At 66.5% G+C, this 1,113-nt stretch carries 1 protein-coding gene; it reads right to left on the bottom strand.

Annotation, left to right across the window (positions count from 1 at the left end; genetic code table 11):
• Positions 1-1,113, bottom strand: a 1,113-nt coding sequence (locus tag HB633_RS30585) for a condensation domain-containing protein (protein WP_213781857.1), incomplete at both ends; no start/stop codon positions are given.

The raw sequence follows: 1,113 nt of genomic DNA, 5'->3' as shown, positions 1-1,113 counted from the left end.
AGGTCCCTTGTGCCTGGCGCGCGAGCTGATGCAGGCCCGCTGTCGTAACCGCGTCGATCTCGAAGCGATGGACCGCCCCGTTGTGGCGCTGCATCGTCGGCCGCGGCCGGTCAGTCGGCAGCGTCAGCAGCGCGGGCGCGTCGAACAGTTGCGCCTCCCAGTACGCGAGTTGACGCGTGAGCACTTCGCCCGCCAGCCACTTGCGTTGCCAGTGTGCGAAATCGGCGTACTGAACCGGCAGCTCCGCCAGCGCCGACGCTTCGCCATGCGAAAACGCGTTGTAAAGCGCGGCCATCTCACGCACCAGCACCCCGATCGACCAGCCGTCCGACACGATGTGATGCAAGGTCAACGCGACGACATGATGGTCGGCCGACAGCCTGAACAGACGCGAGCGGATCAGCGGCCCTGCCGACAGATCAAAGGGCGCGGCCGCTTCCTCGGTGAGCGCGACATGCAGTGCCCCGGTTTGCCGGGCGGACGTCGATATCGACCAGTCGGTCACTGGAAGATCGATCGCAAGCCGCGCTGACACTGTCTGCGCCGCCATGCCGTCGGCCGACACGAAGCGCGTGCGTAGTGCCTCGTGCCGATGCACTACTTCGTTGAGCGCCCGATGCAGCGCGTCGATGTCGAGCGTGCCACGCAGGCGCACGGCGATCGGGATGTTGTAGAACGCGCTGCCCGGGTCTAGCTGGTCGAGGAACCACAGGCGCTGCTGCGCGTACGAGAGCGGCAGCGGCTGGTCGCGACCGGCTGGTGTGATCAGGGGAAGGGCGTCCGGTTCGTGGCTCGGTTCGCCCGTCAGCCGTGCCGCGAAGTCAGCCAGCAGCGGTGCTTCGAAGATCGAACGCAACGGCAGTTCGATGCCGAGCGTTTCGCGCAGGCGCGACAGCACTTGCGTCGCCAGCAGCGAGTGACCGCCCAGGTCGAAGAAGTGGTCATATGCGCCGACGCGATCGAGTTTGAGCACTGCACGCCAGATACCGGCGAGAGTTTTCTGCGTGTCGGTGTGGGGTTCGACGTATCCGGTCGTGGCATTGCTCGTGTCAGGGGCGGGCAACGCCGCGCGGTCGAGCTTGCCGTTCGGTGTCAGCGGCAACGCAGCCAGCG

It is taken from the genome of Caballeronia sp. dw_276, assembly GCF_018449635.1.
In the GTDB taxonomy this organism is placed as follows: Bacteria; Pseudomonadota; Gammaproteobacteria; order Burkholderiales; family Burkholderiaceae; genus Caballeronia.
This window is presented reverse-complemented; position numbering and strand designations above follow the sequence as displayed.